The sequence below is a fragment of the Comamonas sp. genome, assembly GCF_036643215.1.
GTDB lineage: Bacteria > Pseudomonadota > Gammaproteobacteria > Burkholderiales > Burkholderiaceae_C > Comamonas.
Genome location: NZ_JAVXSJ010000008.1, coordinates 103,948 through 121,839, shown reverse-complemented (window position 1 = coordinate 121,839; position 17,892 = coordinate 103,948). Strand labels below are relative to the sequence as shown.

Below are 17,892 nucleotides of genomic sequence, written 5' to 3'. Positions count from 1 at the left end.
ACGGGCAGGGGTATGTTCCATTGCTCGATTACAGCGCGCGCCTTCCAATGCGCGCATGAGCCTTGCCGAGTTTGAATCCCTGAAGGCCACCGTTCTGGTGGCCATTTTTTTGCTGGCCGCCTTACTGGGTTTTGTAATGCGTGAGACGCGCTTTTGCACCATGGGCGCTATCAGTGATGTGGTCTATCTGCAAGACTGGACGCGTGTGCGGCAATGGTGTGCGGCGATTGCCGTAGCCATGCTGGGCTTTGCAGCGCTGGCGCTTTTGGGGCAGTTGCAGGTGGGCGATGCGCTCTATGCCAGCCGCCGGCTGCTGTGGTTGTCCGCCTTGGTGGGTGGCGTCTTGTTTGGTGCGGGCATGGTGTTGGCATCGGGTTGCAGTGCCAGAAATTTGACCAGGCTAGGCGGCGGTAGCCTCAAGGCGTTGGTCGTGCTGCTGGTCATGGCTGTGGCGGCCTTTGCCACGCTCAAAGGCATTACGGCCGTGGCGCGTGTGCGCTGGCTTGATAGCGTGCAACTGGAACTCACCACGCTGGCCTTGCTGCCGGAGATATTGTCTGGCGCAGCGCAGTGGTCGCTGTTTGCCACGCGCGCAGGTCTGGGCTTTGGCGTGGCCCTGATTTTGCTGGTTATGGCCATCAACCCCATGCGTGGAGCGGATCGCCGCTGGGGCGTATTGTTGGGCGGCGTTCTGGTTGGCTTGTGCGTGACGGTGGCCTGGTGGCTCAGCGGTCATCTGGGGCTAGTGGCCGAGCACCCCGAAACGCTGGAGCAGGTTTACGCCACGACCTATAGCGGGCGTATCGAGGCATTCAGCTTTGTCTCGCCCATTGCGCATACGCTGGACTGGTTGATGTTCTTCAGCGACCGCAGCAAGGTAGTGACCTGGGGCATCGCATCGGTGGCGGGCATGGTGCTGGGCAGCTTTATCCATGCGCTGTGGCGCAGAGATTTCCAATGGCAAGGCTTTGCGGACAGATTGGACTTGTCTCGTCACTTGACCGGGGCCGTGCTGATGGGCATGGGCGGCGTAACAGCCATGGGCTGCACTATAGGCCAGGGAATCAGTGCGATTTCCATGCTCAGTCTGGGCAGCTTTATCGCTATTGCGGGCATTGTATTGGGGGCGGTGCTGATGCTGCGCTATCTGGCATCCAGGGTTTGAATATTTGATAGCTGCTTGCGCTTACCAAGCATAGGTTTCAGTATTGAATAGGTTTGAAAACTACAAAAGGAGCGCGATGGGCGCTCCTTTTTTATGAGATGAAGGGCTTTACAGCTTGCGCAGTCTGGCTGCGGCTTCGATCAAGGTTTCATCCTTTTTGGCGAAGCAGAAGCGCACCACGCGCTGATCGAAACTGTCGCCGTAGAAGGCCGACAGCGGAATGGCGGCGACGCCGACTTCCTTGACCAGCCACTTGCAGAACTCGGCTTCATTCAGGTCTGAGACCGAGGAAATATCGGCACAGAGGAAGTATGTGCCAGCGGTGGGCAACAGCTTCAGGCGTGAGCCTTGCAGGCCATTCAGGAACAGGTCGCGCTTGGCCTGGTAAAAGGCCGAGAGGTTCATGTAAGGCGCGGGGTCTTGCATGTATTGCGCCAGACCGGCCTGCATGGGCGTGTTCACTGTGAACACGTTGAACTGGTGGACCTTGCGAAATTCGGACGTCAGCGCGGCGGGGGCAGCCACGGTGCCAACTTTCCAGCCTGTGACGTGAAAGGTCTTGCCAAAGCTGGAGACGATAAACGCGCGCTCTGCCAGGCCCGGGTAGCGGGTGCTGCTCAGGTGCTGGGCGCCGTCGTAAACCATGTGCTCGTACACCTCGTCGCTGATGAGCAGCACATTGGTGGGGGCGAGCAGCGCCTCCAGCTGGCGCATCTCCGCATCAGTCCAGATGGTGGCGCTGGGGTTGTGCGGGCTGTTGATGATCAAGAGGCGCGTGCGCGGCGTGATGGCGGCAGCGATCTTGTCGAAGTCCGGGCGGAAACTGCCAGGCGTGAGGGGCACGCGTACGGGCACGCCGCCAGCCATCTCGATATTGGGCACGTAGCTGTCGTAGCAGGGGTCGAGCACGATGACTTCATCACCTGCATGGACGGTGGCCAGAATGATGGTGAGGATGGCCTGCGTGGCACCGGCGGTAATGGTGATTTCGCTGCTAGCGTCGTAACGGCGCGCGTGCAGTGCTTCAATTTTTGAAGCAACGGCTTCGCGCAGCGCTGGCCAGCCAGTCATGGGCGGGTACTGGTTGTGGCCGGCGCGCATGGCGTCGTTCACGGCGTCCAGCAGTTTTGGGTCGCAGCCAAAGTCCGGAAAGCCCTGGCCGAGGTTGACGGCCTTGTGCTCGGCGGCCAGCGCCGACATGACGGTGAAGATAGTGGTGCCCACATTGGGCAGCTTGCTGGGAAAGGTCGGAGTCACGGTAGTCTTGCAGTGCAGGCACGGGGGTGGCCCCGTGCCGGTGAAATTACAGTCCGAAGTCGTCCACGCTGCCATTCATGGCGCGGATGATGAGGTCGCGCGAGAGGCGGTCGCTGAGCAGTTCGGCAAACTTGTAGACGAAGTTGCGCAAGTATGCGCCGCGCTTGATGGCCACGCGGGCCACGCTGGTGCCGAACAGATGGCCGACGGGGCGCACGACGAGGTCGTTGACGGGGTCATCGCGCATGGCCATTTCTGCCACGATACCGATACCCAGACCCAGGCGTACGTAGGTCTTGATAACGTCAGAGTCAATGGCTTCCAGCACGATGCGCGGGTGCAGGCGGCGCATTTCAAAGGCACGGTCAATCTTGCCGCGACCGGTGAAGGACGGGTGGTAGGTAATCAGTGATTCCTGCGCAATGTCTTCCAGCGTGATGCGCTCTTTTTGGGCCAATGGGTGGCCTGTGGGGAACACCAGTACGTGCTGCCATTCATAGCAGGGCAGAGTGACCAGCTCGGGGTAATCGGCCAGCGATTCGGTGGCCATGCCAATCTCGGCGACCTCGTCGATCACCATGCGCGCCACTTCGGCGGGCGTGGCCTGGTGCAGGCTGATGGTGACCTTGGGATATTGCTCACGCAGGCGGGCCACGGCCGGGGGCAGCACATAACGCGCCTGAGTGTGGGTAGTGGCAATGCTGAGTGTGCCGCTGTCTTGGGCGCTGTATTGCTCGCCGATGCGCTTGAGGTTGCCCACTTCGCGCATGATGAGTTCAATGCTTTTGAGGACTTCCTGACCCGGCTCGGTAATGCGCTTGAGGCGCTTGCCGTGGCGGGCAAAGATGTCAATGCCCAGCTCTTCTTCAAGCTCGATGATGGCTTTGGAGACACCCGGCTGAGAGGTGTGAAGGGCTTTGGCTGCCTCAGTCAGGTTGAGGTTGCGGCGGGCTGCTTCTTGAACGAAGCGAAATTGATGCAGGTTCATGACGGCATGGACTAAGAACTTGCATCATTATGCTTCAAATATCTAAAGAATCTATTTTTTATCTAGATTCTGTATGTTTGAACCTGAATCGCTACTTTGGGGCTCAATCGCTTCAATGGCTAGCTGGGCAAGCAGCGCCGTGACTCTGGGGTTCTCGCCCGCAGCGGTTTGCAGATCGAACTGGCAAGCGGGGTGCTGCAGGCACAACTCGCTCAGCAGGCGCGGAATGTCTTCACGGGCATGTTTGCCTGTGCCGAGAAACAAGGGGAGCACCGTAAGCCGGTTGACGCCTTGCGCGATCAGCGCGTTGGCGGCAGTGGGCAGGTCGGGTGCGCAGGCATCGAGATAGGCGCAGGCGCAGGGCAGATCGGGTTGGCTGGCCTGCACTGCGAGCAGCACGGCCTCAATCGGCTGGCGCCAGAGTGGGTCTCGGGAGCCGTGGGCCAGCAAGATCATGCCAGCCCGGTTTGATGGAGAGAATTGGTCGCTTGACATGACTTAGCGCCTGAGTACCAGCCAGCCAAAGGCGGAGAGAGATAGCGCCGTATAAAGCATGCCCGGCGCTGCCGCTGCCAGCCACGGCCACCACGATTGCAGCGTGCCGATATAGCCAAACACGTTGTTGAGCAGGAAGAAGCTGATGCCCGCCATCACGCCTCCAAACACATAGGCAGTGATGCCGCCCGAACGGAAGTGCAGATAGGCAAAGGGCAGGGCCAGCACCACCATCACAAGGCAGCTGAGTGGGTAGAAGACCTTGCGCCAGAATTCAATTTCGTACTTTTGCGCAGCCTGACCGTTGTCCTGCAAGTGCTGAATAAACTGGAACAGCGCAACCGTGGTCATGCGGTCAGGCTTGAGCAGCGCACCAGAGACCATGGACGCCGTGACCTTGGTCGGCCAGTTCATGGTCTCTTCATTGCTGCGGACCATCTTGGTGCGGTCACCGTCTTGTGTGACCTGGGTGGACTGCACGCCCTGCAGCGTCCACTGATCGTTTTCTTCGTCCACCTGTGCGGACTGGGCATTGATTTGCGCGGCGATGCGGCCGTTGGCATCAAACTCGAAGATGCGCACGTTCACAAATTCGCCAGGCTTTTTAATGGCGCCGACATTGATGGCGACCGAGTGCTGGCCTTGCTTTTCTTTGAGCCAGGCACCGGTTGCTCCGCGAGAAATCTGGCCTTTACCAAGGACACGCAATTTCTGACTGATGTTGTCAGCAGCCGGGGCGATATAGTCGCCCACCGCCACAGTGAGCACCACAAAGCTCATGCCCAGCACCAGTAGCGTGCGCAGGGCAAGCCAGGGGCCCATGCCACTGGTGCGCATGATGGTGAACTCAGAGCTTTGCGCAAACTTGGCCATCACAAAAATGGCACCAATCAGCACGGCAATGGGCATCAGCTCATAAAGGTGGCCAGGAATGGCAAGCGCCACCAACAGCAGGGCATGTGTGGTGGTGTAGCCCGCGTTGCCACTGCCCACCCAGCGCATTTCATCGACCAGGTCAAAGAAAAAGAACAGCGCGAGAAAGGCGAGCGTGACATAGAGCACCGCCTGAATGACTTCGCGGTAGATCAGATTGCGAAGAACTTTCATCGTGCAGACTCCTGGCGAGCATGGGCGCGGCGCAGCAGATCGCGTGGCGACCAGCGGAAATGGCGTGCCAGCAGCACGAGGGTGCTGCAGACCAGAATGCTACCGTGCAGCAGGCCCAGAATGCCCCACATGCCAATTTTGTTGGCACTGACCCAGCTTTCGCCCAGCGTCATGAGGTTGTAGTAAACGATGAAGGCAAACAGGGCAATCATCAGGCTGGTGCTGTTGCCAGCGCGTGGGTTTACGCTGGAGATGGCGAGGCCCAGAATGACAAAGTTCAGCGCCGCAAAAGGCAGACCCAGTCGCCAGGCCAGTACTGAGCGTGCAATCGGCTCATCGCGGCCCAGAAGGTCCTTGGTGGGCATGCTGCGTGCTGCTATTTCTTGCATGGTCACGGGGTTGTCGTTGTCCACCTTGACGCCGTATTCCTTGAAGTCGGTCACGCGAACCGAGCCATCGTCGGTACGGGTTTCCATTCGCTGGCCGTCTTCCAGAATGACCATGCGCTGGCCTTTGACGGTGGCAATGTGTGCGCCTTTGGCGGATGTCACGGATTCCTTGCCGGGGTCACGCGAGACCACAAAGACGTTGCTGGCCGCCATGTCCGATGGGGAATCTTTGTCTACAAAGAACACGCGTGTGCCGCCAGCGGATTCCTGAAACTCTCCGGGTGCGATGCGATCCAAGTCGCTGCGCTGCTGAAATTGAGTCTTGATCTGCTCAATTTGCTGATAAGACCAGGGCAGAACGCCAAGAGCGAGTACGGCGGTGATCAGAATCACGGGCCAGGCAAAGCGCAGCAAGGGGCGCAGCAGGCTGGCCAGACCTTGGCCTGCGGCAAACCAGATGACCATCTCGCTGTCGCGATACATGCGCGAGAGTGAGCCGACAATGGCTACAAACAGGCTCAGGCCCAGAATGGTAGGGAGTTGCCCGAGCACGGTGAAACCCATGACCAGCATCACGTCGGAAGGGCTGACACTGCCCTTGTAAGCCTGACCGAGCGTGCGAATCAGCATCATGGTCATCACCACAGTGATCAGGACCACAGCCGTCGCACCAAAGCTGCGAGCTAGCTCTTTGCGTATGGATGAATCGAATAACATTGGCTAAAAGGAAAACACCGATTATGAACTTTGAACTGAAGGCTCTGACCGCTGCTGCTGCAGCACGGGAAAAATGTGACCTGCTGCTGGTGCTGGTTTCCGAGCACGCTGCGCTGGGCAGCGATGCGCTGGGAGCCATGGCGGCCCACGCAGTCAAACAGGGTGATTTTGCCCTGTCTTGCGGCAAGCAACTGGCTTTGTACCAAGTGCCCGCGATTGCCGCGCGCCGCGTGGTGCTGCTGGGTGTGGGTGCCGGTACGGCCAAGGATGTGCGCAATGCACTGGCTAGCTGCGCTTCCGCACTCAAGTCTGAGGGCGTCACCAAGGCCGTTGTGAGTCTGACGTTCGAGGCCAATGCGCAGATCGTTGCTGCTGCCGTGCAGGCCGTGGCAGATGTAACCTATCTTTACACCCATACCAAATCACAGGCCAAGCCCATCGGCCTGGCCAAGGTGGTGCTGGGTGTCCCCTCTAAAAATGCCGCCGTGGCCTCTGCTTTTGAGACTGCCGTTGCGCAGCAAGAAGGCGTGTCCGTGGCGCGTGAATGGGCCAATCGCCCCGCCAACCATTCAACCCCCACGATGCTGGCCAATGCTGCCAAGAGCATTGCCAAGGCAGCGCGCATGAGCTGCAAGATTCATGGCCCGGCCGAAGTTGCCAAGCTGGGCATGGGTGCTTTCATGGCCGTGGCTCAGGGCTCGCGTGAGCCGCTGCGCTTTATCGAGCTGCACTACAACGGCACTGCCAAGACCGAAGCGCCCATCGTGCTGGTGGGCAAGGGCATTACGTTTGATACCGGTGGTATCTCGCTCAAGCCTGCTGCCGAGATGGACGAGATGAAGTACGACATGGGCGGCGCTGCCAGCGTGCTCGGCGTGTTCCAGTCTCTGGCCAAGCTGCAGCCTGCCATTAATGTGGTTGGCCTGATTCCTGCCTGCGAAAACATGCCTGATGGCGCAGCCGTCAAGCCCGGCGATGTGGTCACCAGCATGAGCGGACAGACCATTGAAATTCTTAACACCGACGCCGAAGGCCGTCTGGTTTTGTGCGATGTGCTGCACTATGCAGCGCGCTTCAAGCCTACGGCGCTGGTGGATATGGCCACGCTGACAGGTGCTTGCGTGATTGCGCTGGGTGGCCTGCGCAGCGGCCTGTTCTCGACCAATGACGAACTGGCTGCCGCGCTGCAAAGCGCTGGTGATGCGGCGCTGGACCCCTGCTGGCGCATGCCGCTGGACGATGAGTACGCAGACGGCCTCAAGAGCAATTTTGCAGACATGGGCAACGTGGCCGGCCGCGCTGCGGGTGCAGTAACTGCTGCAAAGTTCTTGCAGAAGTTTGTAGGCAATATTCCCTGGGCGCATCTGGACATTGCTGGCACCGCCTGGAAGAGTGGCGCCGCCAAGGGCGCAACGGGCCGCCCTGTGGGCTTGCTGGTTCAATACCTGCTGAATCAGGCTCAAGCCCCTCGTGCGGCACAACCGGCCAAGACTGCTGCACGCAAGAGCGTAGCAAAACCAGCGACCTCACGTCGCACTACAGCCAAGGCATCGGCTTAAAGGAAGTCAGCTGGCGCGGCCTTGAAAGAGTCCGTAGCCAGCTGCAAGTGATGTGACAGAAATTGCCTTTCATTTCAATGCTCCAGACAAGCTGGGCTATGTGTGCCGATTTGCGCGCAAGGCCTTGCGCCATGGTGCGCGTCTGGTCGTCGTGGGCGATGCCGCTGTGCTGAGCCGGCTGTCAACGCGGCTCTGGAGCGTATCGGCCACGGATTTTCTGGCTCATGCCACGGCGGCTGATGGCGGAGAGCTTCTGGCGGTATCGCCCATCGTACTGGCCGAGCAGTTGCAAGATCTGCCGCACCACGATGTGCTGATCAACCTCACGGCGCAGGTGCCGGAGGGTTTTGAGCGCTTTGAGCGTGTGGTGGAAATCGTCTCGTCCAGCGATGAAATGGACCGCCACGAGGCGCGCACGCGCTGGCGTGATTACGAAGCGCGTGGTTTTTCCATCGTTCGGCATGATCTGAATCTCAAGGGCTAGGCCATGAACTCTTCATCCAAAGTCCCTCCGCGTTTTGTCCCCACGCTGACCGACGTGGTGTCGCCAGCGGTTGATGCAGAGACAGTGAGTGACTTAAGCGAGATAAGCACGGAAAGCGGAGAGGGTGATATCAATAGTCACGCCACCGCGCTGGACGAATCCCTGGGGCGCGTGGCGCATGTGCTGAGCCAGTCAGAGGCGCAGCAGAGTGCAGAGCCTGCCGCGCCTGCTGTTCCCAGTGCTCCCGCTGCACCCATTTCACGCGCATCGTTTCACTCCCCGTGGCTGGCCGATGGGCTTTATGTTCGCAGCAAACCTGCAACCATTCCTCACCAGTTGCCGCCATTGCCAGAGTCGTTGCCGCCTCAGCAGCCTTTTGCCGAAAGCGCTGAAATGGATGTGGTTAGTGAGCAAGTCGCTACATTGGCTGAACAGCAGGAGCTGGCAGAGATAGATGCGAGTGACATTGCCGAGGTTGGTGAGATGCCAGAGCCCGATTTGCCTGTCGCATTTGACGCTGAAGCCTTGCCGTTGCTGTCGGATGAGTATGTTGAGAGCACAGAGCCTGTGGCCTCTGAGGAGACTCCCGTTGCAGCTCCAGCGACTGAGCCAGCAGCTCAGGCCCTGAAATCGGATGAGGTTGCAGCTGCTGAAGTTTCACGTCTGGATGAAGCCTTGGACGGGCCGCAGGCGCAGATTGCACAGTCGGCACAGACTCCGCAGCTTACCGAGGATTACCTGGTTCATCGCCTGATGCAGCGTGTCGATTTGGTGCTGGAAAAGCGCCTGAAAGAGGCGATTGAGCAGGTGGTGGAGGCTCAGACTCGCTCTCTCGTGCTGCGCTTGCGCGAAGAGCTTGAGTCCGTGGTGCGCCACTCGGTGTATGAAGCCGCTGAGGCGGAGCTTGCATTACAAGCGCAGGAAAACGAGAAATAAATCCAGGTTCAGCGGTTCAGTCGAATCGGGCCGCTGAAAATTTCCGGGTTCAGAATATTGGTGGGCTGTCCATTGACAAAGTTCACCACGTTCTCAAAAGCCGCGCGGAAATACAGCTCATAGCTGTCCTGCTCCACATAACCAATGTGGGGCGTGCAAATGCAGTTCTCCAGTCGCAGCAAAGCATGGCCCTGCAAAATGGGTTCGCTCTCGAACACGTCAATTGCAGCAAGACCGGGGCGGCCACGGTTCAGCGCGCAAAGCAGGGCCTCTGGCTCGACCAGTTCAGCGCGCGAGGTGTTGACGAACAAGGCCGTGGGCTTCATGCGAGCCAGGTCTTGCGAAGTCACCGCACTGCGCGTGGCCTCATGAAGACGAAGGTGAAGCGAAATCACATCGCATTGCTCAAAAAATGCTTCCTTGCTTGGGGCCGACAGAAAGCCATCGGCTTCGGCTTTTTTGCGCGAAGCCTCGCTACCCCAGACGCAAACCTGCATGCCAAAAGCCTTGCCATAGCCAGCCACCAGCTGGCCAATACGGCCATAGCCCCAGAGACCCAGCATGCGCCCGCGCAGAACGCTGCCCAGCCCAAAATTAGGCGGCATGGATGCGGCCTTGAGGCCGGACTGTTGCCATGCACCGTGCTTAAGGTTGGCGACGTACTGTGGCAGGCGGCGCATGGACGCCATGATCAAAGCCCAAGTCAGCTCTGCCGGGGCGACCGGGGAGCCGACCCCTTCGGCAATCGCCACGCCGCGGTCGGTGCAGGCTTGCACATCGATATGCGCGCCGGCCTTGCCTGTTTGGGCAATCAGCTTCAGGCGTGGCAGCTTTTCGAGCAATTGGCGGGAGATATGGGTGCGTTCACGAATCAGGACGATCACATCGGCATCGCGCAGGCGCACCGAAAGCTGGCCCACGCCCTTGATCGTGTTGGTGTAGACCTTGGCGTTGAAGGTGTCCAGCAACCTAGCGCAATCGAGCTTGCGGACTGCATCTTGGTAATCGTCCAGAATAACTATATTCACCACTGGAATCCTTTAGTAAGTGGCTGAATTGATTGAAGAATTTCCAATGTTATCAACGCTTTACGCATAAATTTTCAACAGTCTACGCCAGTTCTTACGCCAGCTCATAACCACCATATACCCTATACACTCCAGCATCTAGCGTAGGTTTTGGCGTAGGTTTTAAAAGCTACGCCGTCAAAGGAGTGTGCATGTATTTTGATGCCCGTGCTGCCAAAGCATTGCCGGCGGGTTCCTCTATTGTTATTCAAGGATGCCCCGGTTTGCGTCTAGAGGCAACGGCGTCAGGGAAAAATTGGGTTTACAGATTCAAGTCACCCCTTGATGAGAGGATGCGGCAAGTGAAATTTGCTAGTTGGCCTGCCACAGACTTTGTGGACGCGACTAGGCTCTGGAAGGACCTGCGACAGATCCGCGAGGAGGGGAGAGATCCATCCTTGGAGCGGAAGCAAGCGCGACTCACTAAAAATTCGGCGACTCAAGCGGCAAATGATGGCATCTACACCGTCGGGAAGCTGGTCGAGGACTATCTGAGCAGCTATATCGACAAGCAGCGTGATCCGTCCAATGCCAGAGCATTGCGTTCTCGCATGACAAGGGGGGTGGAGTCGATTGCTCATCTTGAGCCGTCCAGCATAACTCGCAGCGTAGCTTTTGAAACCATTCAGGCGTTGTCCGACACTCCGACGGTGGCCACCAGCGTGAGGCGAGAGTTGGGTGGAGCGTGGGAATATGCCTATGACTCAGGAGTCTTGGCAGACGATGTTCCTAACTGGTGGACCCAGGTGCTCAGGGGGAAGCTGAAAAGCAAGGGTGCTTTGAGGGATGGAGAGCACAAGGGAACCGATAAGCGCGTTCTAACGGATGGGGAGATTGGGCGACTGTTTACAGTCGACTTTCGGCGTTTCTCGCCTGCCATTCAGGACGTCTTGACCCTGTATATGTGGACTGGTGCCCGAGGCGGCGAGATCTGCGCATTGCACGCAAGCCATATTGAAGAAGATGAGGGCGTCTTGTGGTCGACCCTGCCAAAAAGTCAGACGAAGAACAAGAAGCGGGATAGGGCAACCGACTTTCGCATTCCCCTCGTGGGTCGAGCGGCCGAAGTTGTGCGGCGTCGACTTCATGAGAATCCCAAGGGGTATCTATTCCCTGGAAAGCATGCTTCTGGGCATATCCAACAGACCAATGTGCAGACACAGGTTCATTCCAAACAGCCTTACAGCAGGACTCGCCCAGACTGGGAGCGTGAGCGCTTAACAGTGACTCACTGGTCGCCGCACGACCTGCGCCGCACTGCGCGAACACTTTTGGCCCGCCTGGGTTGCCCGGAGGATGTGGGCGAGGCCGTGCTTGGACATGTGATTCCAGGCGTTGCAGGCGTCTACAACCGGCACAAATATGATTCTGAGAAGCTGCAATGGCTCCAGACTCTGGCAGAGAGACTGGAGACCATTGTTCAGCCTGCCGAGGCATGAGGCCGGCGCGGCTTTTTTGCGCCAGTGTTTTCCGGGGGAAGAATCTGAGACGGGGGCCTTTTAAGAGCCCATTCGTCTAGCTCGACCACCAACCAAGCCACGCGTCCGGCGCTTATCTGGCGTGGCTTGGGAATGTCACCTTGTTGCACCAGGCGCTCAAAGGTTTTCACGGACAGACTCAGTACTTGGGCTGCAATTTCTTTGGCAACGAGTCGGGGGGTGATGGCTACTGTGGTCATTTAGCTCTCCAGAAATGAAGAGCCCGCTCTATGGCGGGGCTCGTGAATAGCGTTTTGCATGTCAATAATCCATATAGATCATTGGCTTACAGTTAATGTGAATAAATCTATGAATAGATTTGTGAATATGGTGAATCGCCAAAATCTGGGGTAGACGCTCGCTTGCTCATGTCGTCCTGCCTTTATTGATTTGAGCTCCAATGATCTGGCCTGCTTGATACACGCATTCGCGGGCTTCGTCAGGAACGGGGTAGAGGGTGACACCCTTGTCGGGGTTGCTCTGATACGCCGAGAGCATGCTGACGAAGATCTGCGCAGATTCGGGAGCGATAGGAGCTAGGCACAGGCGGCCATCGAATTCCACGAAAACACTGATGGCCGTGATGCGGGGCTGCTGGTCAGTCGGCATTGGTGGCTCCTAGTTCGTGGGTCAGTTCCTTTCCGTCGCCAAGCCACATCGGTACATGAAGGCAGTTGTCGCAGCGGTGGAAGTCGTTGTATCCATTACCGTCTGCGCGGTATGTGCCTGTCTTGCAATGAGAGCACTTCAAGCCAATGCGAGAGCGGTACAGCTCATCTTTGGCCGCGATGAGGCTTTCTTGGGCTGCAATGATTTCGCCATCCGTCAGAGGCTTGCGCGTCTGCGCTCGGCCCTCGTCAAGTCCTGCGAGCCATGCAGATTGCTCAGCGGCTGTGATTTGTGTCTTCTCTTGCATATTGGCTCCCAGAATGAAAAAGCCCGCTCAGTGGCGGGCAGGATCAGTGATGTTTGCGGAAAGCCTTGTTGAGGTGAAGTCCCTCAACGGCATGACCGCGTTTGAGTAACGCTCTGCAAATAAGCGCCTGCTCGTTGTGGCTTGCGCTGGCTTGTCGCACCAGGCCGAGATAGCTGTTTCCGCTGGCGTAGACCTCATCGGCAGGCATGACCTCAATGCGGGATAAGGCTTGCTGCAGGGTTCGTGGGCGGGTAGTGCGGTGCCATGGATAGATCGTTTGCCCCACATAATCAATGCCGCGGCTGATTGGTTGCAGCACGGTCTTGCTCGGATTCAACTGCAGGCCAAGGCTTGGCAGGAATGCATTGATGCAGGCCAGCGCGCCATTCAGCCACTGCGGTGACTCGTGCAGCAGCACCATGTCATCGACATAGCGGGTGTAGTGCCTGGCCTTGATGCTGTGCTTGATGTGCTGGTCTACCTCGTTAAGTAGAACGTTTGCAAAGAACTGGCTGCTCAAATTGCCGATGGGCAGGCCGCAGTAAGGCTTCGCATTGGCAAGGCGCTTGTGCACTGGCACGGCGGCAAGAGTCTCGACGCTGCCGCGCTGCTCAAAGTCAATGCGCGGGTCGTTGAAAAGAATGACCTTGGCCAAGCCCCGCCACCAGCGCTCCGGGATCTGCTTGATCAGCAGAGGCCAGACGATGCGCTTGTCGATGGAGACAAAGAAATTGGCCAGATCGATCTTCAGGTAATGCCCGGGCACTGACCAGTTCTGTGTCTGGCTTCGCACCTTGGTTTCGAGACGCTTGGCCGCATAAAGGGTGCCGCGCCCAGGGATGCCTGCGCAGGAGTCCGCGATAAATCGGCGATGAAACCGATCGGCAATCTGGTTGTAGAGCAGATGGTGCACGATGCGGTCTCGGAGTTGGGCGGCCCAGACTTCGCGCGGCCGTGGTCGGCTGATCGCAAAGCAGATGGATGGACCGGGCCGGTAGCTGCCATCCTGCAGCTCTTCATGCAACTGCATGAGGTTGTGTTCCAGCGCCTGCTCGAAAAGCAGGGCGCTGGCCGTGGTGCGTTTGTGCTGGCGGCAGTCAAAATAGGCCTGCACCAGCTTCTCGAGCGAATAGCCAGTATCCATAGAGTTACTCGGTGGAATATGCGGACGGGACGAACACGGAACTCGTTGTTCCGGTTGTTGTTGTTCGTGTTTCCGTTCTCAAAATCGACGGCCCAGGTGTGCCGAGCTGATCACGTCGGCCCGCCGAAACTTCAGCGGGCAAACTGCGCGGGATCACTGCAGATGCGTCTGCCGATATCCTTGCTGCGCTTTTCGGTGGGCTTGTGGCCCAGCGGCTCGACCAGATTCCAAGGCGCTTTGGCCGGTCTGCCTTGACAAACCGGCAGCGTGCGCGCGTTCCGAGTACTTTTGCCAGCCGGTGGCTTGCTTGCCGATGCTGTCCGTGATGGCGATGGCACGGCTGTACTGATTGATCGAAATCAGCCGCAGATCCACAGCCAGGCGCAGAGAGAGATTGACAGTCTCAATCTCCATGCGCATGCGCTGCAGAACTGCGGTTCTATCCTCACTGGTGTTGGCCTCGTAGGTGCGCATGACCAGCGCCATGCACCGGCGCCGCAACTCGGCGCCAAAGTCGGCCTTAAAGTTCCTGGGCATGTTGGCCACCAGTTGGGTGACCAGCTTGCTCAGGTCGTAGGTGGATTTATAGATTTCGGTATCAGTGTGGAGTGCCATGCCGTGGCGGGCTACGCCCGCAAAGTGTTAAATCGCTGAAGCGGGAAAGCTGCGGACGGGACGAACACGGAACTCGTTGTCCCGGTAGCTGTAGTACGTGTCTCCGTACTCAAAAACGACGGCCCAGGCCCAGTTTCCACCTTCTGGGGTGCGCGACCAGTACCAACCGTCCGTATCGAAGTGCTCGCGGGCATTGATATAGGCCAGCATCAGGTCTTCTTTGTCAGGCGCGCGCCAGTCGCTGAAGCCGTTCAGTTCATCGCCTTCGGCCACCACCAGCTCCACCCGGCTGAATGGGATGTCGGCGTGGTCGAAGTCAGTGCCGCCGGGGATGATGATGTGGTGCACCTGGCCGTCGATGAGGCGACTGCCGATATAGATGCCGCCTTGCTCTGGCCAGTGCTGGTTGATTGCGGGTGTGGTGCTCATTGGGTGCTCCGTGGTGGGGTTGAGAAGAAAGGGGTGAAGGGATCAGTAGATGAATCTGCGGACGGGACGAACACGGAACCCGATGCTCCGGTAGTCGTTGAACGTGATCCCGCGCTCAAAATCGACGGCCCAGGCGGTGCTCTGCCCGTAGTGAGTGCTGCTCCAGTACCAGTTCTCGCTGCCGAACAGGTGTGGAACCGTGGCGCAGGCCAGCTGCAGCTCGCGTCGGGCGGGAAGGTAGAAATCCTTGTGCTCGTCAGCGGCGTGGCTGGTGGCCAGCTTTGCGGCTGGACATTCATTGACCAGGCGGCGGGTGTTGTCCTGGCCATCCCACTGAGACAGGTCTCGCTCGCCATCCAGACCCCACTTGGCGCGGCCGGCGTCCTTGGCGTCGCCACAGTCGGCAACGATCAGGCCGTAGACCGTGTCGTCATCGCCGCGCATGTCGCCAGCGTAGAAACCGCCCTGGCTGGGCCAGTAGTCGCCGATATGGGGTTTGCCGTCGGGTTGACCAGCAACTGCAGGCGTTTCGGCGCGGCCAATGCTTTGCATCAGGCGCTCCATGCCGGTAAGTGCATCAGCGGATGCGTTGGGCGGCAGGATGATGACGTTCTGGGTATGGATCTGCACAGGGGTTCTCCTTGGGGCGAAAAAAAGCCCGCTCAGTGGCGGGCTTTGGTGAAGTAGATGGTGTTAGCGGTCAGGTTTTCGCAGCGCCTTCGGAATGGATAGATCTGGCGCATAGACCTCGACGGTCGTGAAATGACAGCCGCATGCCGTGGATAGGCACTTGCGCACACGGTGGTAATAGATGGGGTTGCCGTCGCCTGCGCGGGTTTCTTGCACCTTGGTGGAGGACCCGCACTCTGGGCACTTGGGTTTGCTGCTCATGGCCCATTATTCATTGGCAGAGGACAAGGTGCTGTTGCCATTGGCGATTTGGATGGCAGCGGGATACACAGGTTGTAGTGAGCCAGCCAGTGCAGGCCACAAGTGCTGTGAAATGGGTAGGGGCACGCATCGTTAGGCTTGAGCCCTGCAGCGTAAGCCTCGCGTGCCTCGCGCTCGACGGTGGACTTCAACAGGGTGAACTTCCCCTTCACCGATTCGCAGTGATCCTTGTCAAGCACGGGCAGCTTCCTTGCTGCGCGGCGGCACCATGGCGCAGCTGACGATGCTGGCATGCACTTCACTGCGCGGCGGTCTGCAGTTGAGGGTGTGCACGCGAGCGCGCTCCAGCTCGATGACCATGGCGGCGCCTGGCACCAGAGCCTGCTGATACTCCGTCCAGAAGCGCTTGGCGCTGTGGCCGCTCCATGTCACTCGCCATGGCTCAGTGTGATGGCTGCCGATACGGTCATAAACCAGTAACTGCAGCTGGAATGCGCCGCAAGCGGCTGGGCTGGCCTGTGGTGGTGTGCGACTGAGAAAAACGGTACCGGTGTGGCGCATGATGGCCTCCTTTCATCTGGCAAGCACCCGCCTGGCAGGTGCTTGGCGGATGCCCCTCAATTGAGGGGCGGCTGGTCAGTGGAATGGATAGCCGGGTGGCTCGTAGCGCAGGCGGCGCAAGGCTTCATCGATATGCAAGGCGCGGCGAGTGTCCTCGGGTGCAAAGATTGTCAGAACGAGTGCGCCGGTTGCCGGCGTCTTGCGTACCTGATGGGGCGCATCGGCCTCAATCACCGTCTGCAGCTGGAAGTGCTTGCGCAGTGCCTCGGCATGGAGAGTCTTGCCAGACCCTTGCGGGCCGTAGACAACGACTGAGTTCTTGTCGTTGCCCATGCTTACTTCTTCCCGTAGGTGCCAATCAACACGGGCACCGTGTTTTCAACGGCTGCGCGAATGTCATTGGCAAATTCGGTGGCCATTTCCTCGATCACAGACTCCCAAGCCATAGGGCGCAGCACCAGCATGGGCTTGCCATCGGTCAGCACGCTCAGGCGCAGCACGAATTCGCGCTCTTTGAGGTCGGGGTAGGGCTTGCACGTGAAGAGGAAGTGGCTGGGCAGCGTTTCTTCGCTGCTGGCCTTCACGCTCTCGAAGGCCGAGCGGGTTGCGCTAAGCGATTGCTCTTCATGGTGGATTTTGTTGAGGCCTTCAATCGTGATGCTGCGCACGGCCTGAATGGCTTTGCGAATATCAATTTCTTGGCCATCTGCCTGGGCCTTGAGGATGGGGGCCCAGTCTTCCAGCCATTCAGCAGTGTCCTTCTGGTTGCGCTGGCGCTCGATCACCGACTTGAGCGAGGCAAATGCCGCCGTGGCCTTGGGGGCCAGCGCGGCGGTATTGGCGCAGTGGCCGGGTGCCGTTGGGGTGCCAAGGTCCAGCACTGCCAGGCCCCGCATCTGATCGGCGTCGACAAAGATGGTGCAGCCATCCTGCTTGTGCTGCTCGACATAGGCGACGAAGTCGTTGATGAAAGGTGTAGTCATCAGGCCTGCAGCGCGGCGGCGCGTAGGCATGAACTGCTCCAGATCTTCGACCTTGAAGTCATGAGGGATGGCGGCAGCAGTGACGTACTCGCCATCCATAGGGCGCGCCAGTTGCAATGCAGTGTTGACCTGTTCAATGCGGGTGTCGCGTTGATCGTTGATGTACTGGGGCGGAGCGAAGGGTAGGGCTTCAATGCCGCTCAAAACGTGAGTTGTTTCAGAAGCTTGCTGCTCGGCTGTGGACTGTTCGGTGTTGTTCATTGCTGGTTTCAGTTGAGGTCAAAAGAAAGCCCGCGAGGCGTCATGCCTGGCGGGCTGGTGTGGTTGCGAAGGTGCGCTCAGGCCTTGACTGGAACGCCGGGGATATTCATCTGGTTGGCGGGCATCAGCGACATCACGCCGTTCTTGCCCACGTGCATGACGGTTTTGCGCGTGGCTTCTTCGCCGCGCTTGCCGTCAGAGGTCGGGCGCTGGAATTTCAGCGTGTGCTCCACCGTCACCTGGCTGGTACCGGGGATGCGCTTGATGTTGAACTTCAGCGCGACTTCGCCCACCTTGTCGTTGTCGACCACGCCCGCGGCGACTTCGCCCAGAGCCACGGACAGCATGCGGTCAAACTGGCCGCCGTCCAGGTCGGTGATGAACTCGCTCACATCGGTCTGTGCAGCGCTCGTGTTGGGGACTTGATGCATGGCTTCTCTCTCCAGTGTT

22 protein-coding genes are annotated in these 17,892 nt (G+C 58.8%); 5 read left to right on the top strand and 17 right to left on the bottom strand.

Features of this window, described 5'->3' with window-relative positions:
- Nucleotides 1–55 precede the first annotated feature (55 nt).
- Nucleotides 56–1,165, top strand: coding sequence for a YeeE/YedE family protein (locus RSF91_RS07980; RefSeq protein ID WP_332567920.1), 1,110 nt, complete (start codon nucleotides 56–58; stop codon nucleotides 1,163–1,165).
- Nucleotides 1,166–1,273: 108 nt separating this feature from the next.
- Here the strand turns inward: RSF91_RS07980 and RSF91_RS07975 are convergent, their stop codons facing one another.
- Genes RSF91_RS07975 through lptF form a run of 5 tightly spaced genes read right to left on the bottom strand, consistent with a single transcriptional unit; the run spans nucleotide 1,274 to nucleotide 6,118 of the window.
- A complete protein-coding gene (locus tag RSF91_RS07975) occupies nucleotides 1,274–2,440 on the bottom strand; it encodes a pyridoxal phosphate-dependent aminotransferase (RefSeq protein WP_332567945.1) in 1,167 nt (388 codons plus the stop codon).
- Nucleotides 2,441–2,468: 28 nt separating this feature from the next.
- Complete coding sequence (locus tag RSF91_RS07970; protein ID WP_332567919.1) at nucleotides 2,469–3,410, bottom strand: CysB family HTH-type transcriptional regulator; 942 nt, start codon at nucleotides 3,408–3,410, stop codon at nucleotides 2,469–2,471.
- A 51-nt stretch (nucleotides 3,411–3,461) separates the two neighbouring features.
- Nucleotides 3,462–3,905: a sirohydrochlorin chelatase gene (locus tag RSF91_RS07965; RefSeq protein ID WP_332567918.1), complete on the bottom strand. Its 444-nt coding sequence runs from the start codon at nucleotides 3,903–3,905 to the stop codon at nucleotides 3,462–3,464.
- A 3-nt stretch (nucleotides 3,906–3,908) separates the two neighbouring features.
- On the bottom strand, nucleotides 3,909–5,012 hold the full coding sequence (gene lptG, locus RSF91_RS07960; RefSeq protein WP_332567917.1) for an LPS export ABC transporter permease LptG: 1,104 nt from the start codon (nucleotides 5,010–5,012) through the stop codon (nucleotides 3,909–3,911).
- Nucleotides 5,009–6,118: an LPS export ABC transporter permease LptF gene (lptF, locus tag RSF91_RS07955; protein WP_332567916.1), complete on the bottom strand. Its 1,110-nt coding sequence runs from the start codon at nucleotides 6,116–6,118 to the stop codon at nucleotides 5,009–5,011. The genes lptG and lptF overlap by 4 nt, the downstream gene beginning before the upstream one ends.
- Before the next feature lie 23 nt (nucleotides 6,119–6,141).
- On the opposite strand from lptF, the gene RSF91_RS07950 reads away from it, so the two are divergent.
- From RSF91_RS07950 to RSF91_RS07940, 3 genes are read left to right on the top strand one after another with little or no spacing between them, the layout of a single operon-like run.
- A complete protein-coding gene (locus RSF91_RS07950) occupies nucleotides 6,142–7,677 on the top strand; it encodes a leucyl aminopeptidase (protein WP_332567915.1) in 1,536 nt (511 codons plus the stop codon).
- A gap of 52 nt (nucleotides 7,678–7,729) precedes the next feature.
- Nucleotides 7,730–8,161 carry a DNA polymerase III subunit chi gene (locus RSF91_RS07945; RefSeq protein WP_332567914.1) on the top strand — a complete coding sequence of 144 codons (432 nt, stop codon included), beginning with the start codon at nucleotides 7,730–7,732 and terminating at the stop codon, nucleotides 8,159–8,161.
- Nucleotides 8,162–8,164: 3 nt separating this feature from the next.
- Complete coding sequence (locus RSF91_RS07940) at nucleotides 8,165–9,097, top strand: hypothetical protein (protein WP_332567913.1); 933 nt, start codon at nucleotides 8,165–8,167, stop codon at nucleotides 9,095–9,097.
- Nucleotides 9,098–9,105: 8 nt separating this feature from the next.
- On the opposite strand, the gene RSF91_RS07935 is transcribed toward RSF91_RS07940, so the two are convergent.
- A complete protein-coding gene (locus tag RSF91_RS07935) occupies nucleotides 9,106–10,125 on the bottom strand; it encodes a D-2-hydroxyacid dehydrogenase family protein (protein ID WP_332567912.1) in 1,020 nt (339 codons plus the stop codon).
- A gap of 191 nt (nucleotides 10,126–10,316) precedes the next feature.
- On the opposite strand from RSF91_RS07935, the gene RSF91_RS07930 reads away from it, so the two are divergent.
- Complete coding sequence (locus RSF91_RS07930) at nucleotides 10,317–11,603, top strand: tyrosine-type recombinase/integrase (protein WP_332567911.1); 1,287 nt, start codon at nucleotides 10,317–10,319, stop codon at nucleotides 11,601–11,603.
- Here RSF91_RS07930 and RSF91_RS07925 read toward each other — a convergent pair.
- The 11 genes from RSF91_RS07925 to RSF91_RS07875 form a co-directional block, all read right to left on the bottom strand.
- The gene (locus RSF91_RS07925) at nucleotides 11,585–11,842 is read right to left on the bottom strand and encodes a helix-turn-helix transcriptional regulator (protein WP_332567910.1); all 258 of its coding nucleotides are present in this window, start codon (nucleotides 11,840–11,842) and stop codon (nucleotides 11,585–11,587) included. The genes RSF91_RS07930 and RSF91_RS07925 overlap by 19 nt on opposite strands.
- Nucleotides 11,843–12,008: 166 nt before the next feature.
- On the bottom strand, nucleotides 12,009–12,251 hold the full coding sequence (locus tag RSF91_RS07920) for a hypothetical protein (RefSeq protein WP_332567909.1): 243 nt from the start codon (nucleotides 12,249–12,251) through the stop codon (nucleotides 12,009–12,011).
- A complete protein-coding gene (locus RSF91_RS07915; protein ID WP_332567908.1) occupies nucleotides 12,241–12,558 on the bottom strand; it encodes a hypothetical protein in 318 nt (105 codons plus the stop codon). Before RSF91_RS07915 ends, RSF91_RS07920 begins: the two co-directional genes overlap by 11 nt.
- A 43-nt stretch (nucleotides 12,559–12,601) precedes the next feature.
- Complete coding sequence (locus RSF91_RS07910) at nucleotides 12,602–13,702, bottom strand: RNA-directed DNA polymerase (RefSeq protein ID WP_332567907.1); 1,101 nt, start codon at nucleotides 13,700–13,702, stop codon at nucleotides 12,602–12,604.
- Between the two features lie 153 nt (nucleotides 13,703–13,855).
- A complete protein-coding gene (locus tag RSF91_RS07905; protein ID WP_332567906.1) occupies nucleotides 13,856–14,317 on the bottom strand; it encodes a four helix bundle protein in 462 nt (153 codons plus the stop codon).
- 27 nt (nucleotides 14,318–14,344) lie between these two features.
- On the bottom strand, nucleotides 14,345–14,746 hold the full coding sequence (locus tag RSF91_RS07900; RefSeq protein ID WP_332567905.1) for an Lcl C-terminal domain-containing protein: 402 nt from the start codon (nucleotides 14,744–14,746) through the stop codon (nucleotides 14,345–14,347).
- 42 nt (nucleotides 14,747–14,788) lie between these two features.
- The gene (locus RSF91_RS07895; RefSeq protein WP_332567904.1) at nucleotides 14,789–15,376 is read right to left on the bottom strand and encodes a hypothetical protein; all 588 of its coding nucleotides are present in this window, start codon (nucleotides 15,374–15,376) and stop codon (nucleotides 14,789–14,791) included.
- 492 nt (nucleotides 15,377–15,868) lie between these two features.
- The gene (locus RSF91_RS07890; RefSeq protein WP_332567903.1) at nucleotides 15,869–16,198 is read right to left on the bottom strand and encodes a hypothetical protein; all 330 of its coding nucleotides are present in this window, start codon (nucleotides 16,196–16,198) and stop codon (nucleotides 15,869–15,871) included.
- Nucleotides 16,199–16,273: 75 nt separating this feature from the next.
- The gene (locus RSF91_RS07885) at nucleotides 16,274–16,531 is read right to left on the bottom strand and encodes an ATP-binding protein (RefSeq protein WP_332567902.1); all 258 of its coding nucleotides are present in this window, start codon (nucleotides 16,529–16,531) and stop codon (nucleotides 16,274–16,276) included.
- A gap of 2 nt (nucleotides 16,532–16,533) precedes the next feature.
- On the bottom strand, nucleotides 16,534–17,442 hold the full coding sequence (locus RSF91_RS07880; protein ID WP_332567901.1) for a DUF2303 family protein: 909 nt from the start codon (nucleotides 17,440–17,442) through the stop codon (nucleotides 16,534–16,536).
- A 77-nt stretch (nucleotides 17,443–17,519) separates the two neighbouring features.
- Nucleotides 17,520–17,873 (bottom strand): hypothetical protein, encoded by a 354-nt coding sequence (locus RSF91_RS07875; RefSeq protein ID WP_332567900.1) that lies wholly within the window; start codon nucleotides 17,871–17,873, stop codon nucleotides 17,520–17,522.
- Nucleotides 17,874–17,892 lie beyond the last annotated feature (19 nt).

Bases quoted from the DNA above. Each gene is read 5' to 3' on its own strand.
- RSF91_RS07885 (WP_332567902.1), bottom strand. From the start codon at position 16,531: ATGGGCAACGACAAGAACTCAGTCGTTGTCTACGGCCCGCAAGGGTCT.
- RSF91_RS07880 (WP_332567901.1), bottom strand. From the start codon at position 17,442: ATGAACAACACCGAACAGTCCACAGCCGAGCAGCAAGCTTCTGAAACA.
- RSF91_RS07910 (WP_332567907.1), bottom strand. From the start codon at position 13,702: ATGGATACTGGCTATTCGCTCGAGAAGCTGGTGCAGGCCTATTTTGAC.
- RSF91_RS07980 (WP_332567920.1), top strand. From the start codon at position 56: ATGAGCCTTGCCGAGTTTGAATCCCTGAAGGCCACCGTTCTGGTGGCC.
- RSF91_RS07940 (WP_332567913.1), top strand. From the start codon at position 8,165: ATGAACTCTTCATCCAAAGTCCCTCCGCGTTTTGTCCCCACGCTGACC.
- lptF (WP_332567916.1), bottom strand. From the start codon at position 6,118: ATGTTATTCGATTCATCCATACGCAAAGAGCTAGCTCGCAGCTTTGGT.
- RSF91_RS07930 (WP_332567911.1), top strand. From the start codon at position 10,317: ATGTATTTTGATGCCCGTGCTGCCAAAGCATTGCCGGCGGGTTCCTCT.
- RSF91_RS07900 (WP_332567905.1), bottom strand. From the start codon at position 14,746: ATGAGCACCACACCCGCAATCAACCAGCACTGGCCAGAGCAAGGCGGC.
- RSF91_RS07875 (WP_332567900.1), bottom strand. From the start codon at position 17,873: ATGCATCAAGTCCCCAACACGAGCGCTGCACAGACCGATGTGAGCGAG.
- RSF91_RS07965 (WP_332567918.1), bottom strand. From the start codon at position 3,905: ATGTCAAGCGACCAATTCTCTCCATCAAACCGGGCTGGCATGATCTTG.
- RSF91_RS07890 (WP_332567903.1), bottom strand. From the start codon at position 16,198: ATGCGCCACACCGGTACCGTTTTTCTCAGTCGCACACCACCACAGGCC.
- RSF91_RS07925 (WP_332567910.1), bottom strand. From the start codon at position 11,842: ATGACCACAGTAGCCATCACCCCCCGACTCGTTGCCAAAGAAATTGCA.
- RSF91_RS07950 (WP_332567915.1), top strand. From the start codon at position 6,142: ATGAACTTTGAACTGAAGGCTCTGACCGCTGCTGCTGCAGCACGGGAA.
- RSF91_RS07920 (WP_332567909.1), bottom strand. From the start codon at position 12,251: ATGCCGACTGACCAGCAGCCCCGCATCACGGCCATCAGTGTTTTCGTG.
- lptG (WP_332567917.1), bottom strand. From the start codon at position 5,012: ATGAAAGTTCTTCGCAATCTGATCTACCGCGAAGTCATTCAGGCGGTG.
- RSF91_RS07905 (WP_332567906.1), bottom strand. From the start codon at position 14,317: ATGGCACTCCACACTGATACCGAAATCTATAAATCCACCTACGACCTG.
- RSF91_RS07915 (WP_332567908.1), bottom strand. From the start codon at position 12,558: ATGCAAGAGAAGACACAAATCACAGCCGCTGAGCAATCTGCATGGCTC.
- RSF91_RS07970 (WP_332567919.1), bottom strand. From the start codon at position 3,410: ATGAACCTGCATCAATTTCGCTTCGTTCAAGAAGCAGCCCGCCGCAAC.